Annotated in this window: 15 protein-coding genes; 2 read left to right on the top strand and 13 right to left on the bottom strand. The window is 48.0% G+C overall.

Going from position 1 to position 21,296, the window contains the following annotated elements; all coding sequences use genetic code 11:
- Positions 1 to 5: 5 nt before the first annotated feature.
- From NSU14_RS13495 to NSU14_RS13535, 9 genes are all read right to left on the bottom strand, one after another.
- Entirely contained in the window at positions 6 to 1,424 is a 1,419-nt protein-coding gene (locus tag NSU14_RS13495; RefSeq protein ID WP_042137544.1) for an ABC transporter substrate-binding protein, read from the bottom strand.
- A 174-nt stretch (positions 1,425 to 1,598) separates the two neighbouring features.
- Positions 1,599 to 3,389, bottom strand: coding sequence for a sensor histidine kinase (locus tag NSU14_RS13500; protein WP_340945406.1), 1,791 nt, complete (start codon positions 3,387 to 3,389; stop codon positions 1,599 to 1,601).
- Positions 3,390 to 3,396: 7 nt separating this feature from the next.
- On the bottom strand, positions 3,397 to 5,004 hold the full coding sequence (locus NSU14_RS13505; protein ID WP_340945408.1) for a response regulator transcription factor: 1,608 nt from the start codon (positions 5,002 to 5,004) through the stop codon (positions 3,397 to 3,399).
- A 140-nt stretch (positions 5,005 to 5,144) separates the two neighbouring features.
- On the bottom strand, positions 5,145 to 6,137 hold the full coding sequence (locus NSU14_RS13510; protein WP_076243130.1) for a LacI family DNA-binding transcriptional regulator: 993 nt from the start codon (positions 6,135 to 6,137) through the stop codon (positions 5,145 to 5,147).
- Positions 6,138 to 6,182: 45 nt separating this feature from the next.
- Positions 6,183 to 7,271, bottom strand: a complete 1,089-nt coding sequence (locus NSU14_RS13515; RefSeq protein ID WP_076243131.1) for a glycoside hydrolase family 172 protein — start codon at positions 7,269 to 7,271, stop codon at positions 6,183 to 6,185.
- Between the two features lie 21 nt (positions 7,272 to 7,292).
- Positions 7,293 to 8,126 carry a carbohydrate ABC transporter permease gene (locus NSU14_RS13520; RefSeq protein WP_336100275.1) on the bottom strand — a complete coding sequence of 278 codons (834 nt, stop codon included), beginning with the start codon at positions 8,124 to 8,126 and terminating at the stop codon, positions 7,293 to 7,295.
- 1 nt (position 8,127) lies between these two features.
- Positions 8,128 to 9,003 (bottom strand): carbohydrate ABC transporter permease, encoded by an 876-nt coding sequence (locus NSU14_RS13525; RefSeq protein ID WP_340945414.1) that lies wholly within the window; start codon positions 9,001 to 9,003, stop codon positions 8,128 to 8,130.
- Between the two features lie 89 nt (positions 9,004 to 9,092).
- Entirely contained in the window at positions 9,093 to 10,427 is a 1,335-nt protein-coding gene (locus NSU14_RS13530; RefSeq protein ID WP_076243134.1) for an ABC transporter substrate-binding protein, read from the bottom strand.
- A 58-nt stretch (positions 10,428 to 10,485) separates the two neighbouring features.
- Positions 10,486 to 11,949 carry a glycoside hydrolase family 32 protein gene (locus NSU14_RS13535; protein ID WP_340945416.1) on the bottom strand — a complete coding sequence of 488 codons (1,464 nt, stop codon included), beginning with the start codon at positions 11,947 to 11,949 and terminating at the stop codon, positions 10,486 to 10,488.
- 254 nt (positions 11,950 to 12,203) lie between these two features.
- On the opposite strand from NSU14_RS13535, the gene NSU14_RS13540 reads away from it, so the two are divergent.
- Complete coding sequence (locus NSU14_RS13540; RefSeq protein ID WP_076243136.1) at positions 12,204 to 12,557, top strand: ROK family protein; 354 nt, start codon at positions 12,204 to 12,206, stop codon at positions 12,555 to 12,557.
- Positions 12,558 to 12,833: 276 nt separating this feature from the next.
- On the opposite strand, the gene NSU14_RS13545 is transcribed toward NSU14_RS13540, so the two are convergent.
- The 3 genes from NSU14_RS13545 to NSU14_RS13555 form a co-directional block, all read right to left on the bottom strand.
- Positions 12,834 to 13,265 carry a hypothetical protein gene (locus tag NSU14_RS13545; RefSeq protein WP_083705357.1) on the bottom strand — a complete coding sequence of 144 codons (432 nt, stop codon included), beginning with the start codon at positions 13,263 to 13,265 and terminating at the stop codon, positions 12,834 to 12,836.
- 326 nt (positions 13,266 to 13,591) lie between these two features.
- Positions 13,592 to 14,434: a hypothetical protein gene (locus tag NSU14_RS13550; RefSeq protein WP_042137525.1), complete on the bottom strand. Its 843-nt coding sequence runs from the start codon at positions 14,432 to 14,434 to the stop codon at positions 13,592 to 13,594.
- A 275-nt stretch (positions 14,435 to 14,709) separates the two neighbouring features.
- A complete protein-coding gene (locus NSU14_RS13555) occupies positions 14,710 to 18,492 on the bottom strand; it encodes a glycosyl hydrolase 53 family protein (RefSeq protein ID WP_340945422.1) in 3,783 nt (1,260 codons plus the stop codon).
- 551 nt (positions 18,493 to 19,043) lie between these two features.
- Between NSU14_RS13555 and NSU14_RS13560 the strand changes: the two genes are divergently transcribed.
- Positions 19,044 to 20,648: a M4 family metallopeptidase gene (locus NSU14_RS13560; protein WP_336100285.1), complete on the top strand. Its 1,605-nt coding sequence runs from the start codon at positions 19,044 to 19,046 to the stop codon at positions 20,646 to 20,648.
- 99 nt (positions 20,649 to 20,747) lie between these two features.
- Here NSU14_RS13560 and NSU14_RS13565 read toward each other — a convergent pair whose 3' ends face one another.
- Complete coding sequence (locus tag NSU14_RS13565; RefSeq protein ID WP_197074245.1) at positions 20,748 to 21,050, bottom strand: MazG-like family protein; 303 nt, start codon at positions 21,048 to 21,050, stop codon at positions 20,748 to 20,750.
- Positions 21,051 to 21,296 lie beyond the last annotated feature (246 nt).

The following is a 21,296-nucleotide window of genomic DNA, read 5'->3' on the forward strand; positions in this document are numbered from 1 at the left end:
GTCCGTTATTTCAAATAGGTTCCTTGTATAAGCGGCTTGATTTTGGCTTCCACTTCGTTCATCGCTTCTGCGGCCGTTTTGGTGCCGAGCCATACCTGATCCAGCCCCGCTGTTACCGCAGCATCGATTTCTACAAAGTTTCGGACATTATTCTCAGCTGAAGGCTCTGCATGTTCGTAGGTGGAACGCATAACGGCATCCTGAAAACCGGCCGGACGGCCCGGAAGCTCTTCATTTGCCCAGCTGTCCACCAGCTTCGGATCTTCATACCATTGCTTCAGCTGCGGCATCCAGAGTCCCTGATGAAGCTCCAGTACATTCTGCGGATCCGTCAGGAATTTGGAGAACTCCCAGGCTTCCTTCGGATGCTTGGAACTCTTGAATATAATCAGGGAGCCTCCAAGGAAGAAAGTCTTATAGTCCTTCAGCACCGGCAGGACACCTACGCCCCAGTTGATCTTGGCCTTGCTCAGGTCCAGATGGTTCCAGCTTCCGTCTATGACCATTGCCACCTTTCTGGATTGGAGCGCCGTTGCCGGTGCCGGAATGCTGCTGGCTTGTACCGGGGAAGGAGCAACATGATGGATATTGATTAGGTCAGCAATCTTCTGGATCGCTTCGGTCGCTTCAGGCTTGGATAGCCCAAATTCCGCACCGTCCTCAGTCAAATAGTCGCCGCCGTTAGACAGAACCAGCGGCATGTAGGATAACCAGCTGAGGCTGTACTTCACACCGTATTGCTTGATGTTCTTGGGATCAAATCCCGGATCATCCGGATGCTTGCCGTTCCGGTCAAGGGTGAGCTTCTTGGCTGTTTCCACGAATTCATCCCATTGCCAGGCTTCTTCCGCTTTGGTTGGCGGCAGTTCAACCCCCGCCTCTTTGAACAGATCTGCATTGTACATCAGAGATGGGACTACCGAAGCTTGATAAGGTCCCGCACTTTTATCGGTATCCCAGTTCCACCAGGCGTACTGAAGGTAATCCTCCTTCTTAATGCTGGGGTCATCCTTCATGAGATCGAAGAAATTATAGATCAATCCTTCTTCCCCCATCTTCAGCTTCCAGGCGGCCGAGTAGCTTAGATCCGGTGCTTCATTCCCGGCGATCATGGCATTCAGCTTCTGTAAGAAGTCTGTGCCCGGGATATGGATGGAATCGATGGTGACGTTAGGGTTCTTGGCTTCAAAAGCCTTAATCGCGTCCTCCACCGCCTTCTTCTCCTGGGGACTGCCCCAGAATGTGAATTTCAGCTTCACCTTCTCTCCGGTGGCCGTGCCTGCTTCTCCGGTAGCGGGAGTATTGCCTGAACCTGAATTGGCCGTATCTGTTTGGTTTCCGCCATTACCGCAAGCGGTTACAATTAATGCAACAATCATTAGGAAGAGTAACATCAGCTTGGTTCTGCCAGTGTGCCTGCTCATTTTGTTTATCCCCCTTAATTCGGATGTAAGCGCTGCAGTCGCTGATTACAGTGTAAATGTAGCTGTTGCCGTTGCCTATTGTACGATCTTTCGTTTCCTGTACGATTTTACGGTCAATGATAAAAAACAACCCCGCAGGCCATTGGCCAGCGGGAAAGGTTGGAATATCAGCCATTATTCACGCGGGCCGGGATACGGTATGACCAGCTTCACGCGGGTCCCGAATTCAGGGACCGATTCAATCTCTATTCCATATTCATTGCCATACAGCAGCTTAATCCGCTTATCCACATTTTTCAGACCTATATTGGCATTCTCCTCCTTCAGCAGCTGTTCCATACGCTCCGGCTCAATCCCGCTGCCGTTATCTTCTACACAGAACCGGATGGTATTCCCCTGTTGCTGTCCGTAGATGGTGATCAGCCCGCCGCTCTCCATATTCCGGAAGCCGTGAATGATGGCATTCTCCAGCAGGGGCTGAAGGAACAGCTTCGGTACATTCACCTCCAGCAGCTCAGGCTGAATATCGAAATCCACACGAAACCGGTGTTCGAAACGGTTAGCCATAATTACTATATAGTCCTGCAGCCAGGCGAGATCCTCTCTAAGCAGCATTTGGTCTCTCCGGTTGTCCGTAGTATAGTGCAGCATACGGGACAGGCTGATCAGCATATGGCTAACCTGCTCCTTCTCTCCGTGTACAGCCATCCAATTTATAATATTCAGCGTATTATACAGAAAATGGGGATTGAGCTGAATATTCAGCGCGAGGATCTCCGTCTCCCGCTCCCGCAGCTTGACCACATAATTCTCATCAATCAATGATCTGACCCGCTCATTCATGCTGTTGAACTTCATCAATACATGGCCCAGCTCATCTCTGCTCTCCACCTTGATCTGCGCATTGAAATCACCGCCGCCTACCCGCTTGATGGCCAGCAGCAGCTTGCTTACCGGAGAAGAGATACGTGCGGAGATCAGATAAGCGAACAATAGCGAGAGAGCCAGCAGCGGAGCCCCCAGTGTAATAATAAAGAACAGAATGGTATCCGCAATATCATGGGTCAATGCGCCGGGCGGAATCAGCACAACCGACAGCCAGTTAGTCACCGGGGACACAGCGAAGCAAGCGATCATCCGCTGCCCGCCGGTAGTTACATATGCCGTCCCGCTGCCCTCGCGGCGCACCTCCTTCAGCCAGGCGGCGGATTCCACGGTCCCCAGGCGCGACTTGTCCTGATGGGAGATGATTGTACCGTCGTCACTGGCCACCATGAATACGGAACCTTTAATGGGGATACTGTCCCTAAAGATACCTGCATACACATCTTCCTTGAAATTCATCACCAGCACCGGTTTCTCGGACGCCCCTTCGGCCCGGACAATGACGTCATTCCGTACACAGGAGGGATTGATCTGCCGGACTGCCGAGAACATATAACGGTAATCAATATCTGTTCCCGCGAGCTCAGGCAGATTATGCATCCGGGTATAATCATAAGTCGGCACCCAGGCGATACGCCCTTTCCCCTCAGCGGCGCGCCGGTACAGCTCGGAGGTGTAGAAGTAGTCCGGGGGATAGGTATTCTTGCTTTTGCTGCCATACACGAACCCTTGCGTGACCAGTTCAGTGGAATACAGATCGGCCGACTGCGAGAAGTATCTGCCAAGAATCCCCGTCACCTTCTTATTGTTCTCCAGCAACTGCACTCCCCCGGCCGGACTTGGCTCATCAAAAATCTGGTACAGCTCACACTCCACCATCAGGGATAAGCTGTTGTCCTGAATGATCTTCAGCCGTTCGTTGATGATCTGATTGTTCTTAAGTACAATCTCACTGACGTTGTCTCGGGCCAGCTTCAGCATAATGTCCTTGCTTGCATAATAGTAACCAAAGCCGAGGATGGTGAGCGGTAGCGTAATCAGCACTATATAAGATAAGACCAGCTTATTCTTCAGTCTCATAGTCCACCTACAATACATCTTTCTTCCGGAACTCCTCTGGTGCCAGTCCAGTCTCCCTTTTGAATACCCTGGTGAAGTAACCCGCATCACGAAATCCCACGCTTAAGGCGATGGTAGCGATTTTCCGGTCCCCGTCCTGGAGCAGCTCTTTGGCTTTGTCCAGCCGCAGGCGCAGCAAATATTCGGTGAAGGTCATGGAGGTGTGCTGTTTAAAAAAACTGCTGAAATAGGCGGAGCTGAAAAAGAAACGCCGGGCGACAGACTCCAGCGACAGATCTTCCATATAATGCTCCTCAAGAAATGCCTTACACAGGCCGATGGTCCGCCCGCTTTTGTTATTTTTGCGTTCCTGAATGCTCTCTATGATCCGGTTTAGAACAGAGACCGCCCGTGCCTCGACTTCCTGCAGACTCTCACAGGCCGGGATTTGAAACTCCATCTCTGAAATGAAATTGCTCGCTTCATCCTGACGCAGCAAGACTTCGTTTCCTTTAACCTCGTTAACCAGAGCGTACAGAACAGAGTCTTTCAGATGAGCCGGGGACGGATAATCCCCTTCAAGCAGTCTCTGAATAAGCGTCTTCAAGGCCTCAGCAGCCGCAGCCCTGTCCATCCGCGCCAAGGCATCCGTCATGCCCGTATCCGCAGGAATCATCTTCAAGCTGGGCTTGTCAGGGTTGTAAGCGATTACATCGTAAAGGACAAGCTGGCCTTCGCCAGTATAAAAGGAGTATTCGAGCGCTTTCCGCGCCTGCTCAAAGGATCCCGGAGCCCCGCTATACAGATCGGCCACCCAGTTCCCTGCCCCCAAAGTCAGAGTCAGGCCATATTCCTCCCGGATCTGGCGGATGAATTGCCGGAACTGCTCCAGATCCCGCTTCATCAGCCACTCCAGGGAATGGCCCGGGGTCACAACGGAAGCAATCATCGGGTACTCTCCTTCCAGGTTGAAGGACAGCGAAGGACCGACCGTCTGATAGATTTCCCGCATCCAGTTCTTCACAGTGGCCTTAAGTTCCTCGAATTCTTCAAGCATATAAGACCCGGTAATTTCTTTCTGCTGAAACCTTGCCAGCATCACGAAACCTCCGTTTAAATCGGGGAAGAAATTGCGGATTTCCTGAAGCTCCTTCTCGCTTGCAGCGGAGCGCATCCACCGGCTGAGCAAGTGCTGCTCATAGACCGGGGCTGCCGAATGGAGCCTCTGCTGAAGAACTGCCCCGTTCTGAAGACTCAGCCGTTCCTTCTCCAGTGCCGTGTCAAGCTTGTCAAGGATCTCGGAGAGCTCTCCTAATGCCAATGGCTTCAGCAGGTAATCGAAGGCTCCGAGCTTTACCGCCTGCCTTGCATACTCGAAATTTCCGTACACGCTGAGAATTACAATTTTGACCCGTTCTCGGCGGCTCTCCATATGTTCAATCAGAGTCAGTCCATCCATATTGGGCATCCGGATATCTGTGAGGATAATATCGATCCGGTTATCCTCGATAATCCGCAGAGCCTCCAATCCATCCTTCACCATGAAAATCCGGTATTCCGGGCGGAGCTGCTTAACCATGTCGGATACGCCGCGGCGGTGACGAGGTTCATCATCGGCGACAAGCACGTTATACATTGCTCTCTCTCCTCTCGCAGAATAGCCTAATTTCAATAAGATAGTAAGGTAGGCGGTTGCACCTGTCAATCTTCATCTTCAGTCTATCTTTAGAAAAAGGCTGCCGAAAAGTTCTCGACAGCCTGCACCTTCTTGCCTGCTCAACTGGTATGCCTTGCCATCAGTTCAATGGGGAACATCCTGTCTACGGGCTGGGCAGGCTCCCCTTTCCATTCAATGGATTGAATCATAAGCTCTGAGGCATTCATTGCCAGCTCGTTAATCGGATGCCGGATGGTGGAGAGACTAAGCAGTTCCGACACGGTCGGCATGTCATCCACACCCAGTACCGCAAGATCCTCAGGTACGGATAATTTCAGATCCTTGCAAGCCTTCAGCACACCAATGGCTGAAATGTCGTTCAGGCAGAATAACGCCTGCGGCAGCTGTCCATTCCCGGCCAGCTGCGTGACCGTCTCGTACCCGAAGCTCTCTGTCATATCTCCCGTAATGACCGTTGTAAGATTCCCCTTCTCCTGCAAAGACTGGGAGGCACCGTTCAACCGGTCGTCAAATCCGGGGACCTGTCCGTGCGGATAGGTCAGAATAATGATTTTGTGATATCCCCGTGACATTAAATGGTCTACACCCGTCTGGCCGCATTGATAGTCGTTCACCCGTACGATATGAGCACCATACGGTAAATTATGCCGACCGATGGTGATGACTGGAACATTGAGATCCATGAGCCTCGGCATGAACTTCTCAGTCTCCAGGGTCGCCTTTACAATAATCCCATCCACCATCTGGATATTCATGAAGATTTCATCAAAGTCCAGGAGAATCAGCTTGTACCCCATGGTCTTCAGATGCTGCTTCAGCACCTTGGCGAAGTGCAGGAAATACAAATCTTCGAAATAACCGTCATAAGTGCTGTTTGACAGAACGAGTCCGATGGTATGCATTTTGCCGGTAATCAGGCTTTTGGCAACAGGGTTCACCTGGTACCCTAGTCTGGTGATCGAGTCGCTTATTTTCTCACGGGTCTCCGGGCCCATCCGGTGAAAATTGCCGTTCATGAAATGGGAGACCGTTGCCGGCGACACGCCTGCATCTTTGGCGACCTGTACTAGTGTAACTCTTTGTTTTGCCATTTGCTGCACCTCTGCGGATTTACTTGCACAACTTTACGTCCACGCTTAACGCGGACGTCTTTCCATTACGTCCGGAAATTCCGGGAACGCCTGATGCGGCTCTGTCTGATACCAGTAGCTTATCGAGCTGATATCGTCACTGCGTTCAAATAAAGCTTGGCCGTCATGCCCTATTTGCTGCACAGTCACCTTCAGGTCCTCTTCGAACAGAATCGGATCGAGGATATGCCAGCGGTAGAAGCCCCGCATCGGGCAAGCCGCCCCGTCATAAATATGGGAGCGGGTGTCATCCCTCGTCGCAAAATAAGGGAAACCCATGAACGGGGTCGAGTAGGTCTGCTCCTGTACCGGGTTACCGTTGTCATATTTCACAAACCCCCAGGCGCCTCCGAAATAATCCTCTGCCCCGGTGCCGCAGATCGTCGGCCACTCCTGGTCTCCGTCGATATAGAATTTCACTTCTCCTTCACCATACCAATAACGGGATAGGGAAGTCCAGGACATATATGTGCCGATAAATTTGCCTCTCCCTTTAATTCCGTCAATTAAAGTGTAATCCTGCCTCAGCACAGTGGGATTCTCTCTGCGGTACTGGGCATGAAAATACTCGGTATCCTCATCCAGCTCATCAACCAACCTGTAGTCGAATTGATAGAAGAATGCCTCAATGCCCTGCGGATGCTCATTCGTAATGGTTATTCTGGCAGCTTGGCGGAATGGCATGGCGAAGTAGCTGTTCATGCCGCCGACCGGATTCACCACTACCGGCTGTGAATTGACAACTGCACGTGCACCGAAGCCGTTGCAGAAGAAATCCCCGAGCGGGACTTCAACGGAAGGTTGTTCTTCATGATCCCAATACATGCGGAGTACCAGATCGCGCAGGACAAACCAGCCGGATTCGGTCTTATCGGTAACGGTCATCCAGATATGCTGAATGATCCCCGGACCTTCAATATCTACAAGCGTTGCGGTTTCTCCCTGAGCGAGTGAGATGAACGCCTTGCCTTTGCGGGCAACGCCCAGAGGCCCCTCCGCCTGGCCCCCTTGTCCCTTGAGACCCTGCGGATTCTCCGCCGTAATCGCTCTGCTCTTGCCCTTCATTCTGCCAAACAGCTGGTCCATCGATTGCATCGTTTATCGTCTCCTTATCCTTTATCCTTTGACTGCGCCGTCCGACGCCCCGGCCATTACATATTTGTTCAGGAACAAGTACGTAATAATAATGGGAATAATGCTGATACTGATTGCCGCAAAAGTCTGGCCCCAATCCGTTGCCCCAAAAGCTCCGATAAATTCCTGAAGCCCGACCGCAATCGTCTTGTATGCCTTGTCATTCGTGAACGTGTTGGAGAATACGAAATCATTCCAGATGAAAATAAAGTTTATCGAGGCTACAGTAATGGTTGTGTTAACCGTAAGCGGTGAAATAATCCGGATAAACACCTGATAGATGTTGCAGCCGTCGATGACTGCTGCCTCGATAAGCTCATTGGGAACATACCTGTAGAAGCTGGTAAAGATCAGGATGGACAGAGGCAGAGCAAAACCGACCTGCGGCAGGATCAGTGCCGGATACGTATTCAACAGCCCGTAATCTTTGTACATAATAAACAGAGGAATCAGTGTAACCTGAATCGGAATCATGATGCCGACTGTAAAGAACAGCAGCAGCTTCGAATTCAGCCGGTTAATCATTTTGACAAGGGCAAATCCTGCCGTCGCGCTGAGTACAATAATTAGAGCCAGACAGGTAAAGGTTACAATGGCGGTATTCTTGATATACAGGAGCAGACTGCTCTCCCGGAATACACTGGCATAGTTCTCAAACGACCAGGACGAAGGCATGGCAAACGGCCGTGTCGTCAGCTCGATGCTCGACTTGAAGCTGGACAGCATCAGCCACACTACCGGGTAGATTTGAATCACAAGAATCACAATCACCAGAAGATACAACAGTGAAGAGGAGAGCTTTTTTCTCGCAGGCATATCAGGCATCTCCTTTCTTCGAATTAAAAATAGTCCGGATGATCAACACGGCAAGCAGACTCTCGATAACGATGAACACGGCAATGGAGCTTCCGTACCCATACTGGATAGTGGAGAACGCCTGCTTGTACATATAGGTGGTGACAAGCTCTGTAGCAGATCCGGGCACCCCAATAATGTAAGGAATATCGAAGCCGCGCAGCGCCCCTGTTGTACACATAATCAAAGCCAGGCTCAGCACATGCATGATACTCGGAAGCTTAATATAACGAATCAGTTGCCAGCCGGTTACACCGTCAATTCTGGCTGCTTCCTCGATTTCTTTGGGGATCGCGATCAGAGCGGCATAAAAGATCACCATATACATCCCGATAAACCGCCACCCCTCGGGAATGGACACTGCGATTAACGCCGTATGGGGATTGGAGAGCCAGGCCGATTGCAGATGCCCCATTCCCACCCAGTCCAGGAACATATTCATGAGACCCAGAGGCTGAAGCGAGTAGAAATTACGGAACATCTGCGCAATAGCTACAGTTACAACAACCGCCGGCAAATAATACAGGGTTCTGAAGATTCCTGCACCTTTGGTGACATAGGACAGGAGCAGGGCAAAGAATAAGCCGATGAACACCTGCATAAATACCACAATCACCACGTAAACCAGATTGTTTTGCACTGAATTCCAGAAGTAACTATCGCTAAACATCGCAATATAATTATCAAAGCCGGTGTAACGCGGCTCCTGAATGCCATTCCATTGCTGAAAGCTGTAATTCAGTGACTGGATAATGGGAACAAAAACCGTACCCAGATAAAATATCAAAGCAGGCAAGATGAAAACCAGCCATGCCTTTTTGTCCTTAAGCACATTCATGTAGGGTCACCCCGTTTTTGGAATTACGTTATTATTGATAAAAGGCTCCACCCGGCCATGCAAGCCCGGGCGGAGAATGTCAAGGTTATTTATTTGCTGGCTGTGTTCTTGGCAATGGCATCATCAATCTGTTTGGCAAACTCATCTGGAGTCATAAAGCCCATGGTCAGTTTGGTAATCAGATCACTCATCACCGAGTTGGTGTTCGGATCCAGCAGAGTATCCCAAGGCTTGGCAAACTCTGAACCATAGTTGTCCATATCCTTTTTGATCCGCAGGAACAGCCCGGAGAATTTGGATTCATCATCAATGGTAAATTTCAGCGGTGACATTTGTTGTTTGGCCACATAGACATCGCTATAATTTTTCAGCACATAGCTCAGGAATTCCTTCGGCAGCCCATCGAACGTTTTGGCAGAAGCTCCTAGTCCGATACCGCTGTTGCCGAAGAATTCATTCTCCGGTGTAACCGCATTGCTGGTGGTTGGCAGATAGAAATAATCGACATTCCCTTTAAGTCCTTCCGGCAGGCTTTCTTCCACAAAGGATGGTATTTCCCAAGTGCCCATGTTGTACATGGCAGCTTCTCCGTTCAGGAACATGTTTTTGGCTGTCGTATAATCCGTGGTTGCGAATCCCTCCTGAAAGTATTTACCGATTTGAGCAGCGAAGGTAGCCGCCTGCATGCCTGCCTCATCCGACATTTTGGCTTTGCCCTGGCTCAAATCACGGATGAACTGATTACCTGTAGTCCGGAACGGATACATGGCTGCATATCGCAATACCGGCCATACATCAACGCCGTCTACAGCGATAGGCGTAACCCCTTTGTCTTTGAGCACTTGGCTGACTGCAACCAGATCGTCAAGAGTTTTGGGCACAGCAAGGTTGTTATCTGCAAATATTTTTTTGTTATACCAGGTCATTTCCATGTGATATTCCATTGGCAGAAGATACAGGCTTCCATCCGGCAGCTCCTGGTATTTCAGTGCGGGCTCATAGAATTTATCGTACAGCCCCTCATCCTTCAGAAATTTCTCCATGTCCACCAGTAAGCCTGCATTTACAAGCTCCTGGGCAAAAGGGTCGGCATCGCTGTCAATGAAATCCGGCATCTGTCCTGAAGCAACCAGCGTTCTGAGCTTAGTAAGATAAGAGGGACGGTCCGCCGTCACCTGAAGGTCCAGCTTAAAGCCCGGGTGGTCGGCGGCGAACCGGTCGGCAAGCTCACGGATTGTCTGGACAATCGCTCCATTCTCCGGTCTGGCAGAGAGCCACGTTACCGTCTGTTCCTTAGGTGCATCCGATGAACCAGCGGTGTTTGTGTTTTTGTTGTCCGCGGAACTGCCGCAGCCCGCCAGAGCTGTTGCTGCCAAGGAGAAAATGGCAAGCCCGGTGAACACTTTTGATGTTTTCTTTGTCATTGTAATAACCCCTCCAATAGATTGATCGGTATAAGTTCTGTGAATCCATCCTTGCCAGTTAACGCTCAGCGGCTGTCTTCATGCTAATGTCCTCAACATTCACAGCACCCTCATTGGCAAAAAAACCAAAATGTCCGTCTTTGAAATTATAAATTCGTGTAGTCATGGCGACTTCATCGTTGACATACAGACACAGGATATCTTCTTCCAGAATCAGCTGAATACGAATCCGGCTATAAGCGGCAAAATTCAATGGACGCTCCAGCTCAATCATCTGCGGCTTGTCCCCGGCGATTTGCCATTGGAAAAATCCCGGGTCCCTTCTCGGCCACATATCAAAGGTGATCCGGTTGTGAAAAGGATCAAACTTGATGAAATAACCATTGTCCAGCTTCTTGTCCGTGCGAACCGCGATCCCAAAGTCCTTGACATGCTGCCAATCCGTAAAGGACGCCTCAAGCATGACCTGAGGAGGCAAGGGGTTAAGTACGCAATACGCCAGCCCATCCGGCGAAGACAGCTGCAGCCTGTCCCCCTGCTTCATGCAATTGTCCGCCTCTTGCAGAATAATTTGTTCGTTCCTATTAAAATGTCCATAGATGGAAGAAGGCATTCTAACAAGCAGCTCTCCCAGTTCGTTCTGGTACACTTCATGGACAACCAGCGTGCCAGCCCACTCCCAATCTCCATAATCATTGCTGCCCTTCTTCGAGGGGACCCAGCCAAAGGCGTACCGCTTCTCGCCGTCTGAGGCTGTCTTGGCTGCGTAGAATCCTCTGCCGTCAAAGGTGTCCAATACCGGTGAGGTATATAAGCCATCGATTGTTTTGCTCTTTTTATAATGGGTGACAAACTTCTCACTGAACGTGGAGTAGACGAGGTAATGCCATTCTCCCATCTGGAAATAATCGGGACATTCCATCGTAATGTATTTGTCCGGGCTGTAGAAGGGCTCGCGGAATTCCCAGCTCAGGAGGTCGTCCGATGTCAGAAGGGCGATGCACCCGCCTCTTTTCTCAGAGGAGTTCATTTCCCTGGTAGTGACCAGCATCCAATACTCCTGCTTCTCTTCGTTGAAGAACACAAAGGGATCACGCCAATCAAATGCCTCATAGATCACTTCATCCCCGTAAAGCTTGAATTCACTATCCTTCGTCCAATGAATTCCGTCGGTGCCAGTGGCACGCAGTACAACTTGTAAGGGCTTACCATCCTTGCAGAACGCAGGGTTGGGATTATGTCCCGTGTAGAATAGATGATACAGGCCTTCCTTGTCCCGGATCACAGATCCGGTATAGGCGTTCCGGTCTAACTCAGTCTCATTGCCATTTGGCAAAACCTCTCCGTAATCCTCAAAATCAAGCCCATTTCCAGTGGCCGCCAAATTCCATGAGGTATGGTTGCCATAATCCCCCCCCACTCTCTCATCGTGAAGATAATAAAGCTTGTACTCCCCTTGGTCATAAAACGGAATTACGTCTCCTACCCAGCCATTCGCAGGTCTGTAGAATACTTTTTTCATTGTCATCATCTCCATTGGTAAAACGTTTTACAAACACATATTATCATATTATTTTATATTGTCAACGGTTACATTCGTTATTATAATGGGGTTATTGATTTTATTTACATTTACTGATTAATAATTTCGTAAAACGTTTACCAATAATTTAACGGGAAAGTCTATCCTTACCAAACAGGAGGGAAACATCATATGATCATTGGGGCGATTGAAGCAGGCGGCATCAAATTCATCTGCGGTTTGGGCCGCTGAATATGGAGCATCCCAGCCCTTTGTATGGACATATAACTGCTTTTGGTGAGGTAAAGTGGGGCGCGGCTCAAGGACTGGATAGCTGTGATTTGGGCCAAGCCATTGCAGACGTAATTCTTCTGTGGTCACCGAAGTGTATAATCTTGAGTGGGGGTGTTATGCATCAGGAGCATCTGTATCCAATGATCCGCAGTGAAGTCCGAAAGGCCCTGGATGGTTATGTATCGGCACAGGAAATCCTGGGGACCATGGATACTTATATTGTTCCGCCCGGTCTTGGCGACAATGCAGGATTATGCGGGGCTCTGGCGCTGGGAATCGAATTCTTCACCCAAATCGTCTTTCTTTTCCGATAAAAGCGGGCACTTTGCCGGAAGCCGTCCCATTTGTGGTAGCAGGTTTGGACCAAGTAATCGAGTAGCAACTGGACGGTCATTTGGGTTCCTCTGTCCACGTAGTCCTTGGTTTGTCCAGTCACAATTTGGACTTCTTCCGGTGTTAATACTTGTTTGAAAACGGCTAAAATGGGGTATTTATTCATGAGGTTGCCTCATTTCGGTTTGGTTTGGTCGTACTTACCATTACCCGAAATGGCGGCCTTTTTTGTCCCTTTATTTGGGGAATCAACACGCCTATATCATATTCAATGATTTTCGTAATCCGAGTAAAAGTCCTGCTACCAAAGGTGTAGATAAGGGGAGGAAAAGAACAGCGTAGACAGGACCCCATTGCAAATAACCTTCAATGTTAACGGTTTCATATCCCCAGGTTTCACCACTAACAATAATGGCACCAGCTGTCCCCATAATTAACACGTTTATAAATGCGATGATCATACATAACACCACAAATTTGGCGCTTTTAAATTGGATACGGTGGAATTGAAAACCGGATATAGCAAACGACAAGGATAACGGAACACATAAAGTTAAGAAAAACCATAACCAGCCATCACTTCCTGCTCCTCCTGCAACACCGTTTCCGAAAATTGCTATAAGGAAACCAATTACCAGGCTGGCAGTGAATCCATATACTAATCCTGCAAACAGATTTTTAATCCTCATCGCTAATCTCCTTTTATGATAGTTTTACGTACCTCAGTTTCGGACTTGATATCCTGTAATATATCCGCGGCTGCTTCATCTGAAACCTCCCCATAACCAAGAGATAACAGATTCGCTTTTGTAGCGTAAGGGCCTGATGTGCATACTTGTTGAAGCCCGGCATAATATTTGTGAATTACACTATTCCTTCTCTTCTTGCCAGGCAGATGGAAGATGCAGTGATAGTAATAGATATAGTTTTCTTTAAAAAAGACGAGACCTTGTTTACTCGGTCTCGTCCACGCGATATCACAGTAATTCGAAATACAACCTGTATAGTGAATTATTTATTTGATATATTTACTTTTATACTTATCAACAAGGATTCCGGCTTTGTCCAATTGCTTAGCACCTTCAATAACCTTCTTGTTACCCGTTTCGAATTTGGAATAATTTATTTTGGTCGTCTTCAGGCTATCCCGCATTATAGTGAACCCTTCCAGCTGGAGTTTTGCTCCTGCCAGATAGTAGTTATGTATTTCTTTCAACTCTGCATTATTGGCTTTGAGGTTTTTCAACCCGGATACAAACTTAGTATAATTGGGCAATACAGTATTGTTTAAAGTAAGAAAGAGTGACTTTCTTGTTGAATCGTTCAGGTGTCTATTTTGAATAAACGTATCTATGGCTTTATTTTCATAGCTTGCTATTGGCTGCAACTGTTCATAATAATCTTCCAAATCCTGTAACATGATTTCTTCGCGGGTAGGTTCCTTTATCACTACCGGCTTTGTTGGCTCAGAAGTTGGTTCAGGAATGACTGTATACTCATCCACCACTTGAACAGTGAATACATAAGGTTCAAACTTTTCTCCAATATTGACAGTTAAGGTGGCAATCCCTTTATTTATTGCATGGAGTTCAGAAACCCAATTCGTTTTCCGTACGACCTTGACAACATTCTCATCTGAAGAGATTGGAGTGAAGTCATGTTCCGTAACGTCTGCATCGGTCCAGTCAGTGATGGCTATTTCGTAGGACTTCCACTCCCCAACTTTAATCTCTGCAGGTTTGGTCACTTTAACTATGTCGGTGATGTTCCGTGCAGCCGCATGAATACTACCACTCCCGGATACAACCGATACTATAATTGCTAGCATTAACGAATAAATCAGACTCTTTCGTTTCATATAACCTTATCCCCGCTTAATTATTAATAGTAAAGCATCTACCAATTTTGCTAGAACATTTCCTGATTAGGTTGCAGGTAGCAAAACAGCAAAGTGCTTTCCTCTGATATTATATAACTTAGCAGGTAAAATTGTCCTGTGTTTTTGTTGCTGCCCCATTAAGGTTCTTAATTATCAACCTCATAAAGGATCGATTTTGAGACCGGGTCCATTCTTATCCACTCACACAAATAGCCGGCCGCCAGGAATCTGCTGGCAGCCGGCTATTCAGCTTGTTATTTAATGCAATTATATATAATCTGTGCTGCCTCTGCCCGGGTCGCGACAGCCCCTGGACTCAGCTCTTTGCCCAAGCCCGTGAGTATTCCCGCTTCCACAAACTGCTTCATTGCTGTCTGGGCATATCCGGCTACTGCACTGACATCTGTAAAGCTGTCGTAGCTCTGAACGTTGCTGCCATCCGGCAGACGGTTCAGCTGCTTCATGATATTGTACAGAATTACCGATGCCTCTTGTCTGCTGATGACGGCCTCCGGCATAAAAGAGTTGCCGCCCACACCGGAAATCAAGCCCAGGTTCTTGGCTGTACCGAGATAGCTTGTGTAGTATTTGTTCCCTGCATCCACAAAGTTATCGGCGCTATCTGCATCAGGCTTAATGCCGAAAGCATTCATGACCATTATCAGAAAGTCAGCCCGCTTCACCTGGGCAACAGGTGCAAACACAGAGCTGCTTACCCCCTTAACCACCTCTCTCGCTGCCAAGTAATCGACAGCGCTGGAATACCAGTTGCCCGGTGCAACATCATTGAATTTGATTTCGTTATACCCTACAGCATAATTTGAAAAATGGGCGGTCTGGAAATTAACCTTTCCGGCTGCTGCATCGTAGCCGCCATTAACCAGCTGAAGGTTTCCTGTCTGATCGATATAATACACTACAATGGCATTTGACTTTTCAGTTGCTTTTGGCGTATAAGGTACACTGATCTTAACTGTTTCACCGTTGAATGCAGTAATTTCAGCATTTCCGGCTGTTACAGAGAAGTCTACAACCGGTCTGTCTCCAAGCTTGCTCCGGGCTTTGTCCGGCAAGCTTGATGAAGCAAGCTTCTTAATGCTGATTGTGCTATCTGCTGCTGCACTTCCAATTGCAGCTACTGCTTTAGACGTAAAGGTAATATCAGCAATGCCTGTATTCAGCTTCAGCTCTGCCCCGGCGGCTTCCATTAACTGCTTGAGAGCATCCGTAGCTATAACTACATCAACAGATGATTGGCCTGTTTCCGGATTCATCTGAATCTCCATGACAACCTTTTGACCGGCCGCTACGGCTTGCTTGACCTTGCCGACCAGATCACTGATTATAGTGGAATCCAGCTTGACGATGGCAGCTCCTGCTTCCTTGCCTGCCGTTGCTTGGATCTTCACACTATAAGTAGTGCTGCCGTCAGCAGCAGTGCCAGAGATCACGGCTGCCGGAATTGGCGTCGGAGTGCTGGTTGCAATACTGACACTCGCGGGTGAAGTCAACTCGTTATCTTCACTGGCAGCTGTTGGGCTTGGTGTTGGTATTGGTGTCGCCGTTGGTATCGCCGTTGGTGATGATGTAGGTGTAGGCGTTGGCGTTGGCGTAGGTGTTGGTTCTACTGGAATGTCACCTGTCTTAACCAGCACAATATCATCATAAGAGCCCCAGTCCTTCGCATTCCCCTCAAGGGAAATCCCGATCTTCAGTGTTCCATCCGTAACCTTGATATTCCCAACAACCGCTTGGTTCCATACATTCCAGCCCTTGTTCGCGAAGCTTGAGCTCAGTAGGGTCTTCTCGCCATTCAAGGCATACAGCTGATTCTTCGTCTCATCCCCGGCGCCCTGCGACCAGGCCGTCAGCGTGTAGATTCCATTCTCCAGAGCGGTAAGCGTCTGATAGGCATCCAGTGTAAAGGCGGAATCCTTCCAGAATCCCAGTGATCTTGCACCGGTATGGCCATCCGAACTCGCGGTCAGGGCAGCAGGATCAGGAATGGTCCAGCCAACAGGCAGACCCGCTTCATTCACCTGCTCAAAGCCGAAATTAACCACAGGGTTCGAATCCACCGTGAAGTGAAGGGTGTAGGTTCTCACTACATCTCCCTTGACAACAACGGTTGCACTGCCAGGCAGCGCAGCCGTTTGCGTAATTTCTGCCGATATGCCTTGTTCTGCAACCGCCTCAACGGCTGGCAAAGCAGTTGTGCCATACGGCAGAACAACATTGTAGTCCTGAACGGCCGGATCAAATCCGCTAACCGTAGCACCGTTCACCCTCAAATCCAGCAGCTTGCTGGTATCCTTCTTAATCAGCTCGAAATCGTCGATATTCCCCCACTGTCCATCAGCAAGCTTAAGATGAGCGCCCAGGGTGAGGGTTCCATCCGTAACTTCAATAAGATCCAGAACCGGCTTGCTCCATTTCTGCCATCCCGTATTTGTAAACTGCTGTGTTCTGCTGCCGGCAAAAATTTCTGAAATCTCTTCACCGCCCCCGCCGGATACCCAGGCCGACAAAGTGTACGTTCCATTCTCCAGACCGGTGATCGTCTGCGAAGTCCTGAATTCAGCAGGAGTCGCACTATAGTAATGCAGGGCTGATGACCCCGAATGTGCATCTTTTTCAATATTGACTGCACTTGTATCTCCTGAAAGCTCCCATGCGTTCAACTCATCTTCAAACCCGGGATTCTGTATCAAATTTGAACTTGGAGTTACCGTGACCTCACTGAATGCAGAGAATCCCCCGTCATAGGTAACTGCGGTCACGGTGGCACTTCCGACAGTAACCCCGGAAAGTATTCCACTATAAGGATCTACTTTAACAACCTCCGGCTTAGAGCTTGTAAAGCTTACTCCTTTATAGGTCGCATTCAACGGATCGAAAATGGCAGTTAATTTATCCGTCCCGCCTACTTCAATAGCGGCTACAGGCTTATCTAAGGACACCGCGGTAACCGGATGGCGGTTGATTTCGGCTGCACCGTCGATGAAGGCATCCATAGCCAATGTCGGTGTGCCGTCAATGTTCCATACCGATAACGGATAGCCAAACAATACACCGGTAGGCTCCCAATAAAAGATACCGGTTCCCCTATTGTCCGGAACAGCCTTCAGTTTATTCTGAACGGCCACGAGCATATTGTATACGCTATCAACATCCTCTGAAGCATTACCTCCAACCTCAACGATCATTACTTCTTTGCCATATTTAGCTTCCAGCGCATTCATATTGTTGCTGAGATCGTTAATAGTAGAGGTGAAAATGGCATCAGGATAATAAGATAAGCCGATGATATCGTAATCCGTATCCTTAAGACCGGCCGCTGTCAGACCGGCAAAAAATGGTCCAACCCCTGCTTCAGCTCCGCTGGCCCGATGGATGATGACCTTAATATCCGGGAACACCGCCTTGGCAGCATGTGAACCGGCCTGGATCAACTGAACGAGGTTGGTTGTATTACTGTAGCTTCCTAAAGGATGCAGCATTCCATTATTAATCTCATTTCCGATCTGCACCCATTTCGGTGTTACATTTGCATCTTTGAGCGCCTGCATCACTTCCGTAGTGTACTGCGAGACATGCGCCTTCAGCTGTTCTATATTGTCTTCCTTCCAGGCTTGAGGGGTAACCTGTTGACCAGGGTCAGCCCAGCTGTCGCTGTAGTGCAAATCAATCATCACACGGAACCCGTAGGCACTTACCCGGGAAGCCAGTGCAACAACCTCTTGTGTGCTGTTATGACCACTGGCCGGATCATCTGACGGATTAACCCAGGCCCTGATTCTGATGGAATCGATGCCGTGCTCCTTAAGTATTTGTAAAAGGTCCTCCTCTTGGCCACTATCATTATAGAATTTATAGCCTAAAGCCTCCATTTGCGGCAGCCAGCTGATATCTGCGCCTTTGGAAAAGCCTCCGGAAAACGATGAAGCGTTTACATTCGCGGGCAAACCAACTGATGCTACCGACAGAATCATCGCCCATGTAAGAATGATTACAACAACCTTTTTGCTGATTCTCATAGTTCAACCTCCATTATTCATTTAATAACTGCAGTTTCCAGCCTTTAACATCCTTATTGTAAAGAAATAAAGATCAGGTGTGGATGGAGCAGATCAACTATAAGTAATACCTCTGCAACAAACTTAAAAAATTATTAATCCAAAGCTCCCTTTAATTGAATTAGTAAATTTGATTACATATTGTAGAGATTCCTGTTCCTGTATGGGTATTAAACTTCGCTATTGCATAATTATCATTTATCAAATTTATTGCATTGATTGTGATTCTTATCACAGTTGATATTCAATTTCCAAAATATAATAAAACCACTATAATTACATTATTTTCATTTATATCCATTTTGGAGGTCTGTGAACAAGGGTGTAGTTGTAAATTTTCGTGAAAGGGGTTTTGCCGTCTCCACACTCTCTCCCTCCGTACATTTAAGGTTGTTCGCCGCCTAAGTCCTTGCACCCCAGATCGCAGCTTGAGTACACAGGCTAGATAAAGGTTGTCTACAAGAACCCGGCATAACTTAAAACCAACCATTTTGATCGGAGGAGTATTAATTATGAAAAAGACTGTAGCTTCACTTCTTGCAGGTGTTGTAGCACTTGGATCCTTTGCCTCGGTGGGCACTGCTGCTGAAAACAATGAACGCAATAATCCTGTAGAACTCTTCTCAGGCTCGTCCCCTATTTCGATTACGGACCAATCCTGGAAAGCTCCTGCTGGCTCCGCTTCTGAGGACAAAGTATGGGGATATCTTGAAAGTGTGAAAGGTAACCTGCATCTTTCGGCTAAAGAGGATATTCGGGGAAAATTCAAAATTTCAGAGCAAAATACAAACAGCAAGACCGGCAGCCAGCACTACCGGTTAAGCCAGTATATCTCGGGGATACCGGTATATGGAGCTGATCAAACTCTGCATATCGACAAAGCCGGCAACGTTACCTCCCTGCTGGGAAGCGTAGTTGAAGATGTTTACCAGACGATTCCGCAGCCGCTGATTCAGCTCCAAACCATTTCCGGAGCAGATGCCATTCTGGCAGCCGAGCAGGATGCCACGCTGGAACATGGACCGCTTGGTGAGCCGCAAGTTACTCCTACAGCGGATTTATATTATTTCATTGTTGACGGAGAACCTAAATTAGCCTATAAAACGGAAGTGAATGTTCTGGAGCCCGAGCCTTTGCGGATACGGTACTTCATTTCTGCGGAGAATGGCAGCGTACTGTTCAAATATAATATTTTAGAGAACCTGACGGGTACGGGTACTGGAGTGTTTGGAGATACCAAAACGTTCGAGACACGCCTCTCGGGTTCTACCTATCAGCTCTATGACAGTACCCGCGGCAAGGGCATTGTGACGTATACCGCTAAAAACAAGACCTCTCTTCCGGGGACGCTCTTAACCAGCACCAACAATGTCTGGACAGACAAAGCCGCGGTTGATGCCCACACGTATGCTGAAAGAACCTATGATTATTATCTCCAGCATTTCGGCCGCAACAGCCTGGACAACAACGGACTGCAGATCCGTTCCACCGTCCATTACTATACTTCCTATAACAACGCTTTTTGGAACGGTGCGCAAATTGTTTTCGGTGATGGAGATGGATCTACCTTTACACTGCTGTCCGGTGACTTGGATGTTGTGGGCCACGAGCTGACGCATGGTGTAACTGAGAAAACATCCAATCTTGAATACTATGGAGAACCAGGGGCACTGAATGAGTCCTTCTCCGACATTATCGGAAATTCAATTGAAGGTGCGAACTGGCTGATCGGCGATAAAGTATATACACCGGGTGTAGCGGGTGACGCACTCCGCTCACTGGCTAATCCCCCATTGTACGGACAGCCTGACAAATACAGCGACCGCTATACCGGTACCGGTGATGAAGGCGGTGTGCATACGAACAGCGGGATTAATAACAAAGCTTTCTATCTGGCTGCCCAAGGCGGTACGTTTAACGGTGTAACGGTCACAGGTATCGGCCGTGAGGATGCCGTTCAAATCTATTACAATGCACTTGTATATTACCTTACGACCTCATCCAACTTCTCTGCTGCACGCACAGCAATCATTCAATCGGCTACGGAATTGTTTGGAGCAGGCTCGGCTCAAGTAACTGCCGTAACCAAAGCTTACAATGCGGTAGGCGTCTACTAAGAACAGAATAACAGGCCAATGATCCTCAAGATCATTGGCCTGTTTGGTGTAAAAGGGATCGATCAACTGCTTAAAACCATATTGCATGAAATCTATATATTATTCTTTTACTTTTGTAAGCACACCATCTTTATTCTCGTATATTCTTTTTTCGTTTTTCTCCATTTTATGTATGATCTCTTCTTCCAGGTTAATTCCCAGAAGCTCCGAAAGTCCTATTAAGTAGAGTGCAACATCAGCCAGTTCTTCCCCCAAATCGTCTTTCTTTTTCAGATAAGCTTCGCAAGCCTCTGACAATTCACCATATATGAAACAGAATTCCTGGAAAATATCTGTAACATTAAATCCTTTCGCAACTTTATTCTGATAAACTCTTTTTTGTAACTGTAATAAATCAATCATTTTATTCTCTCCTATTCTACAAATATTTTTTATGTACAAAAACAGTATTTCACCCCTTTCAAGCAGCTCAGCAGGATTATTCTTATATTTCAGACAACAATCCTCCCGATCAACATTTATATCTTCAGTGCTTACCAAGAAGTCTAACATTCCAAAATATAGAATTCTATGCGGTTTGAGGGCAGGGTGACTTTAAGATACTATGGTACGAACGGGCTGCTGCTGACTCATATGGCCAATCTGCAG

Origin of the sequence: Paenibacillus sp. FSL R10-2771, from assembly GCF_038000205.1 — a bacterium.
Taxonomy (GTDB): Bacteria; Bacillota; Bacilli; order Paenibacillales; family Paenibacillaceae; genus Paenibacillus_AQ; species Paenibacillus_AQ phytohabitans.

Coding starts and splice junctions, on each gene's coding strand:
- NSU14_RS13495 (WP_042137544.1), bottom strand. CDS start 1,424: ATGAGCAGGCACACTGGCAGAACCAAGCTGATGTTACTCTTCCTAATG.
- NSU14_RS13500 (WP_340945406.1), bottom strand. CDS start 3,389: ATGAGACTGAAGAATAAGCTGGTCTTATCTTATATAGTGCTGATTACG.
- NSU14_RS13505 (WP_340945408.1), bottom strand. CDS start 5,004: ATGTATAACGTGCTTGTCGCCGATGATGAACCTCGTCACCGCCGCGGC.
- NSU14_RS13510 (WP_076243130.1), bottom strand. CDS start 6,137: ATGGCAAAACAAAGAGTTACACTAGTACAGGTCGCCAAAGATGCAGGC.
- NSU14_RS13515 (WP_076243131.1), bottom strand. CDS start 7,271: ATGCAATCGATGGACCAGCTGTTTGGCAGAATGAAGGGCAAGAGCAGA.
- NSU14_RS13520 (WP_336100275.1), bottom strand. CDS start 8,126: ATGCCTGCGAGAAAAAAGCTCTCCTCTTCACTGTTGTATCTTCTGGTG.
- NSU14_RS13525 (WP_340945414.1), bottom strand. CDS start 9,003: ATGAATGTGCTTAAGGACAAAAAGGCATGGCTGGTTTTCATCTTGCCT.
- NSU14_RS13530 (WP_076243134.1), bottom strand. CDS start 10,427: ATGACAAAGAAAACATCAAAAGTGTTCACCGGGCTTGCCATTTTCTCC.
- NSU14_RS13535 (WP_340945416.1), bottom strand. CDS start 11,949: ATGAAAAAAGTATTCTACAGACCTGCGAATGGCTGGGTAGGAGACGTA.
- NSU14_RS13540 (WP_076243136.1), top strand. CDS start 12,204: ATGGAGCATCCCAGCCCTTTGTATGGACATATAACTGCTTTTGGTGAG.
- NSU14_RS13545 (WP_083705357.1), bottom strand. CDS start 13,265: ATGAGGATTAAAAATCTGTTTGCAGGATTAGTATATGGATTCACTGCC.
- NSU14_RS13550 (WP_042137525.1), bottom strand. CDS start 14,434: ATGAAACGAAAGAGTCTGATTTATTCGTTAATGCTAGCAATTATAGTA.
- NSU14_RS13555 (WP_340945422.1), bottom strand. CDS start 18,492: ATGAGAATCAGCAAAAAGGTTGTTGTAATCATTCTTACATGGGCGATG.
- NSU14_RS13560 (WP_336100285.1), top strand. CDS start 19,044: ATGAAAAAGACTGTAGCTTCACTTCTTGCAGGTGTTGTAGCACTTGGA.
- NSU14_RS13565 (WP_197074245.1), bottom strand. CDS start 21,050: ATGATTGATTTATTACAGTTACAAAAAAGAGTTTATCAGAATAAAGTT.